Source organism: Ramlibacter sp., from assembly GCF_035706265.1.
Taxonomy (GTDB): domain Bacteria; phylum Pseudomonadota; class Gammaproteobacteria; order Burkholderiales; family Burkholderiaceae_C; genus Ramlibacter.
Genome location: NZ_DASSVG010000005.1, coordinates 1 through 5,960, shown reverse-complemented (window position 1 = coordinate 5,960; position 5,960 = coordinate 1). Strand labels below are relative to the sequence as shown.

At 72.5% G+C, this 5,960-nt stretch carries 5 protein-coding genes; 2 read left to right on the top strand and 3 right to left on the bottom strand.

Annotated elements, in window-relative coordinates:
• Positions 1-139: 139 nt before the first annotated feature.
• Positions 140-3,646 carry a DUF748 domain-containing protein gene (locus tag VFM98_RS00165; RefSeq protein ID WP_325107858.1) on the bottom strand — a complete coding sequence of 1,169 codons (3,507 nt, stop codon included), beginning with the start codon at positions 3,644-3,646 and terminating at the stop codon, positions 140-142.
• 193 nt (positions 3,647-3,839) lie between these two features.
• Here VFM98_RS00165 and VFM98_RS00160 point away from each other — a divergent pair, with 193 nt between their 5' ends.
• Positions 3,840-4,295 carry a DUF3597 domain-containing protein gene (locus VFM98_RS00160; RefSeq protein WP_325107857.1) on the top strand — a complete coding sequence of 152 codons (456 nt, stop codon included), beginning with the start codon at positions 3,840-3,842 and terminating at the stop codon, positions 4,293-4,295.
• 9 nt (positions 4,296-4,304) lie between these two features.
• Positions 4,305-4,898, top strand: coding sequence for a DUF937 domain-containing protein (locus tag VFM98_RS00155; RefSeq protein WP_325107856.1), 594 nt, complete (start codon positions 4,305-4,307; stop codon positions 4,896-4,898).
• 43 nt (positions 4,899-4,941) lie between these two features.
• Here the strand turns inward: VFM98_RS00155 and panD are convergent, their stop codons facing one another.
• A complete protein-coding gene (gene panD, locus VFM98_RS00150; RefSeq protein WP_325107855.1) occupies positions 4,942-5,337 on the bottom strand; it encodes an aspartate 1-decarboxylase in 396 nt (131 codons plus the stop codon).
• A 95-nt stretch (positions 5,338-5,432) separates the two neighbouring features.
• The coding region (locus tag VFM98_RS00145) for an AMP-binding enzyme (protein ID WP_414708958.1) at positions 5,433-5,960 on the bottom strand (528 nt) is incomplete at its 5' end.

The window sequence follows — 5,960 nt, the reverse complement described above, 5'->3', positions numbered from 1 at the left end:
GCCGGGCACGGGCCCGGCTGGAAGGTCTTGGTACCGCGACGGGAATCAGGTCGTTCCGCGAGTAGTACCAAAGTGGCCCGGCACGGTGGCACGGGCGCTTGGAAGGGGTGGATTATAAGACAGTGACGCGGCGCGCGCTTCAGCGCTGCACGCCCAGCTCCAGCTTCAGCGGCACCATCCGCTCCACGGCCCCCGTCACGGCCACCGGTGCTCCGGCCGAGACGCGCGCCGCATCGGCCCCGCTTTCCGCCAGCGCCGCGGCCATGACCTGGGCGCGCTGGGCGCCCAATTGCTGCAAGGCGTCGGGGGGCAGCGCCTGGTTGCGTTCGAGCCGCTGCCGCAGCCCGCGGTAGAAGGCGCGCGCGTCGGCGACCTGGGGCTCGCCCTGCACGAACTTCAGGGCGCGCTGCCACGCCGGCAGCGAGGCAGAGGCGCGGCCGCTGGCCGGGGCTTCGGGCGCTGGCGCCGCTTCGGCCTCCTTGCGCGCCTGGTCCAGTGCGGGCTTGCCGAAGCGCTCGGCGTAGAGGTCGCGCAGCGCCTCGCGCACGGCGCGGTCGGCCAGGTCGAGCGGGCCGGGGGCCTCGCCGGGCGCCAGCTTGACGCCGGCGCGCCGCGTCACCTCGGCCCGCACTGCGGCGGCACGCAAGGCGGCGCCGTCCGCTTCCTCGTGGTAGCCGCCAGGCAGCGTCAGCTTCAATTGCGCGCGCTTGGCGAGCATCGCGCCCACGTGCTGCAGCTTCTCGCGCTCGGGCGGCAGCAGGCGGCTGCTGCCGGGGTCGAATTCGATCGCCTCGAGCTTCTCGCCGGAGACGCCCATCATCGCGCCCAACGCCCGGAACGGCGCCGTCACGATCTTGGTCAGCAAGGTGCCGATCGCCTTCCAGATGATGCCGCCGTAGCTGAATTGCGGATCGCTCATGTCGCCGCTGACCGGCAGGCCGAGGTCGATGCGCCCGTCGCTGTCCTTCAGGATCGCGATGGCCAGCTCCAGTGGCACCTTCAGCGCATCGGGGCTGTCGACGCGTTCGCCCAGAGTGAGCTGGTCGAGGACGATCTTGTTCTCGCCTTCGAGCCGGCTGTCGCGCACCTTGTAGCGCAGGTCCAGCGAGACCTTGCCGCCGGCCAGGCGGTAGCCCGCGAACTTCATGGCATAGGGCGACACCGGCACCAGGTCGACGTTGCGGAAGATCACGCCGACATCGGTGTTGTCGCGCGGCGCGAAGGGGTTGAGGCCGCCGCGCACGCGGGCCAGCCCGAACTCGCCGACGCGGCCATCGAGCTCGATCTGGCTGCGTGCATCGCGCTGCGACGACAGGCCGGTGATCAGGCCGTTCAGTTCGTGGATGCGGGCGCCGAACTGCGGCCTCAGGCTGCGGTCCTCGAAATCGAGGTGGGCGTTCTGCAGCCGCACGCGCCGGATGCGCACCGCGAAGGCATCGTCGGCCGTCGGGGCGGCGCTGGCGGCGACCGCCTGCACGGGCTGCACGGGCGCGCTCGCGGGCTTCTGCACCAGCAGGCGCGCGGCATTGAAGCTGCGGTCGTCCTCCAGGATCAGGATCGCCTTCGGTTCGACGATCCGCAGCTCCGGGATCTCCAGCGCCGCGGGGGCGGTGGCGACGGTGAAGCGCTGCGCCGCCACGCTCTTCCAGCCCAGGAAGGGCTTGCCATCCTGCTCGTTCAGCGCCAGCCCGGCGAGTTCGAAGGCGCCCTCGTAGCGCAGCGGCGCCGGCCCCTTCGCCTTCGCCGCGCCGGTCTTGAGCTGGCCCTTCGTGGACACCGTGCCGCCCGCGATGCGCAGGCGCACGTGCTGCGCCAGCAGCGGCTGCAGCGGCCGCAGCGCGAGTTGCGTGGCCTGCACCGCCGCCTCGACGTTCGCGGTGGCCGGCACCACCTTGCCACGCACCTGCAGCTGCCCGCCTTCGGCCACGCGCAGCCCGGCCTGGAAGGCGACGGGTTGCTGGAGGTCGGAGCCGACCCCCTCGAGGCCAGCCCCCACGTCCAGCAGGTGCAGGTGGATGCCGCTCGGGCGGTCGTCGGCATCGACCGTCCAGCGCGCGAGCTCCACCCGATGGACGAGCGCCGACCAGGGCGTGTCGGCGGCGACGGGAACGGCAGTACGGGTCGTGGCGACGGGGACGGCCGATGCGGCCGACGCGGCCGGTGCGGGCGATGGCGCCGGCATCGCCGGTGCCGTGGACGCTCCCGGCGCAGCCGCCGCCGGCGCGCGCGGCAGCATGGACAGCAGGTCCAGCGCGCCGCTCGCATCGCGCACCAGCCGCAGCTGGCCTTCGTCCGCCTGCACGCGGCCGATCTCGAGGCGGCGCGCAGCCAGATCCAGCGCGCCTTCGCTGAAGCCGAGGCGCGCCAGCTTCAGCGGCGTGCGCTGCGCCTGGGTGAGGTCGATGCCTTCGAGCGCCAGCGAGGCGTCTTCCACCTTCAGCTGCAGGCCCTGCGGCGCCTGCGCGGCCCGCAACCGGAACTTGAGGCCGGTGCGCTGCACGGCCACGTTCAGCGGCGGCTGCACCGTCTCGTCGACGGCGCGCAAGGCGACCTGCGCGAGCTGGACCTCGCCGATGGAAAGCTGCCACGGCGTAGGGGCGTCCGCAACCGGCGCTGCAGGCGCAGCCGCTGCCGGCGCCGACGCCGGCAGCGCCAGCTGCGCCAGGTCCAGTTCGCCCTGCGCGTCGCGCCGCACGTCGACGTGGCCGTCCTGCAGGCGCACGGCGGCCACCGCCAGCTCGCGGCTCGCCAGGTCCGCGTTGACCCCTTCCAGTCGCACGCTCGCCAGCGCAGCGAACGGTTCCTTGCCGGCGCCTTCGCGGCCCAGCGCCAGCCGGTCCACCGCGAGCCGCGCGCCCTCGAGCTTCGCATCCAGCCGCCCGTCGGCGTACGCGATGCGGTAAGGCAGCGTGGCCGCGAGCCGTCCGTCCGCCAGCACCAGCCGCGTGAACGGCCGCAGGTAGGGCGCATAGGAGGAGAGGTCCACGTTCTCCAGCGTGAGCTGGCCGCGCGCGCGCATCGGGTCGAGCGAAGCCTCGCCCTGCCAGTGCAGCCGGCCGCCCGTGGCCCACTGGGCGGTGAACACGTGCCGATCGCGTTCATTCGGCAGCGTGCTGAAGTGCTCCACGTCGAAGGCGATCGGCGCCAGCACCGCGGTGTGCCCGGCCTGCCGGTCGTCCAGGTCCACCCGCCCCTGCGCCAGCGCGAAGCGCTCCACGATCAGCCGCGGCAGCCCGGCGTCGGGGGGGCCGGGTTCCTCCTTCTGCAGGGCCTCGAGCAGCCGCACGAAATTGAGCTGGCCCTCGGGGCTGATGACCAGGTGCACGGCCGGCGACTCGATGCGCACCTCCTCGAAGCTCCAGGCGCGGCGCACCAGCGAGCGCCATTGCAGCTGCAGCGTGAGATCGCCCACCGAGAGCAGCGGCGCGCCGTCGGCCTCCGCCAGCTGCAGCCCCTGCGCCTGCAGGCGCAGCAGGAACGGGTTGAAGCGCACCGCCTCCACCGCCGCCTGGCGCTGGAGCGTCGACTGCGCCATCCGCGGCAACTGCCAGCGCAGCAACCAGGGCAGCCCGAAAAAACCGGCCAGCGCGTACAGGGCGACCAGGGCCGCCGCGAGCGCCAGAATCCTGCGCCAGTGTCGCGTCATGCCGCCAGCATAGGCGGCGCAAGGCGGCCTGAACATGAGATGTATCAACGCGTGGACCGCGCCTGCCGCGCCCCGCTGGACCGTGAGCAGGCGCGCTCACATCTTTTTACGAGCTCGTTGTGAGCCGCGGGTGCCGGGGGCATGATGGCCCCCGTCCGCCGGCATGGTGCCGAGCGCAAAAAAGGAGGAAGCGATGGGATTCTTCAGCAAGATTCTGGACAAGCTCGGGTTCGATGCCGGTGCGAGCAAGGTGGAAGAGATGCTGCGCACGCCGGTGCCGCCCAAGGCGCCCGCGGGCGGCGCGACCAGCACGCTCGGCGCCGGTGCCGCCGCGAGCGCGCCGACGGCCACCGCCACGCCAGCGACTGCGGCACCGCGGGCGGCGAGCCAGGTCGACGTGACGGCGCAGCTCGAACAGAAGGCGGCCGCCAATCCGCAGAAGCTGAATTGGCGCACCTCGATCGTCGACCTGCTCAAGCTGCTGGACATCGACAGCAGCCTGCAGGCCCGCAAGGAGCTCGCCACCGAGCTGGGGTGCCCGCCCGACCTGATGGCCGATTCGGCGAAGATGAACATGTGGCTGCACAAGGCCGTGATGCAGAAGCTTGCGGCCAACGGCGGCAAGGTGCCGGCCGAATTGCTGGACTGAGGAGCCGCCATGCAGATCAGCGACCTCGTCGCCGGCAGCGGCGGCATCGATTCGATCGCGCGCGAGCTCGGGATCGCGCCGCAACAGGCCGCCAGCGGCGTCGAGGCGTTGCTGCCGGCGATCCTTGGCGGCTTCAAGCGCAGCGCGCAGTCGCAGGGCGGCGCCGGAGGCCTGGGCGATCTGCTCGGCCAGCTGGGCGGAGGCGGACTGCTGGACCAGGTGCTGGCGCCGCAGCCGACCGACGCGAGCCAGGGCGACGCGGTGCTGGGCCAGATCTTCGGTTCGCGCGACGTGAGCCGCACCGTGGCACAGAGCGCCTCGGCCCAGAGCGGGCTCGATCCGTCGCTGCTGAAGAAGATGCTGCCGCTGCTCGCGATGGTGGTCGGCGGGCTGCTGTCGAAGAGCCATGCGGGCGCCGCCCCGTCGGCGGGCGGCGGTAGCCTCGGCGGCCTTGGCGGCCTCGGCGGCATCCTGGGCAGCGTGCTCGGGGGCGGCCAGGGCGGGGGCGGCGCCTTCGGCGGGCTGGGCAGCCTGCTGGATCAGAACGGCGACGGCAACGCGCTGGACGACATCCTGCGCATGGCCGGCAAGGGGATGCGCTAGCGATCGGCGCGGCGGCCCGCTACGGCCACCCGCCGCCGGGGCGTTACGGCGCCTCGGCCTCGAGCATCTGCACCGGCACGTGGTGGCGCAGCCCCACCTGCCGGTTCGCCTCGTCGACGAACACCAGTTGCGGCTTGTGCCGCGGCACCTGCTCCTCGCTCACCTGGGCGAAGGCAGCGATGATCAGCAGGTCGCCCACGGCGGCCCGGCGCGCCGCCGAGCCGTTCACCGAGATCATTCCCGAGCCGCGCTGGCCCTTGATCGCATAGGTGACGAAGCGCTCGCCGTTGTCGACGTTCCAGACGTGGATCTGTTCGTTCTCGACGATGTTCGCCGCTTCCATCAGGTTCTCGTCGATGGCGCACGAACCCTCGTAGTGCAGCTCGCAGTGCGTCACGGCCACCCGGTGGATCTTGGATTTCAACAACGTACGGAACACGCGCGCTTCTCCTTTGCAATCGGCCGGCCATGGTGCGGCGCCGCAATTCTAATGTCGCATGCGAGACACCAGAAGGTATCTACCAGTACCCAAGGTCATTCGACGACAGCGGTGAGGAACGCCTCCGCCAGCTTGCGCCGCAGCAGCTTGCCGGTGGCCGTCCGGGGCAGTTGCGGCACCTCGACGAACCGGCGCGGGCGCTGGTGGGGTGGCAGTGCCCCTGCGCGCGCCAGCAGCGCCTCTTCCACCGCAGCGCCCTCGCCGGGCCGAGCGGCGTAGAACAGGACCAGCGCGTCGGCGCCGTCCTCGTCCGGCACGCAGACGCAGGCGCACTCCAGCAGGCCGGGCACGCCCGGCCCGAGCCGCTCCTCCAGCGCCGCCAGGTCCACCCAGCGGCCCTGGATCTTCAGCAGCGAGTCTTCGCGACCGGCAAAGCGCCAGCCGCCCCCGGGCGTGCGCACGAACAGGTCGGCCGGGCAGAAGGCGCCGGCGCGGAAGGTCTGCGCCTGCGCCGCCGGCCGATCGAGGTAGCCGAGCGCCAGCGTCGGGACGCGGAAGGACAGGCGCGTGGGCAGGCCGTTGCGGGCCGCGTAGTCGTCCACCGCCTGCACCTCCACGCCCGG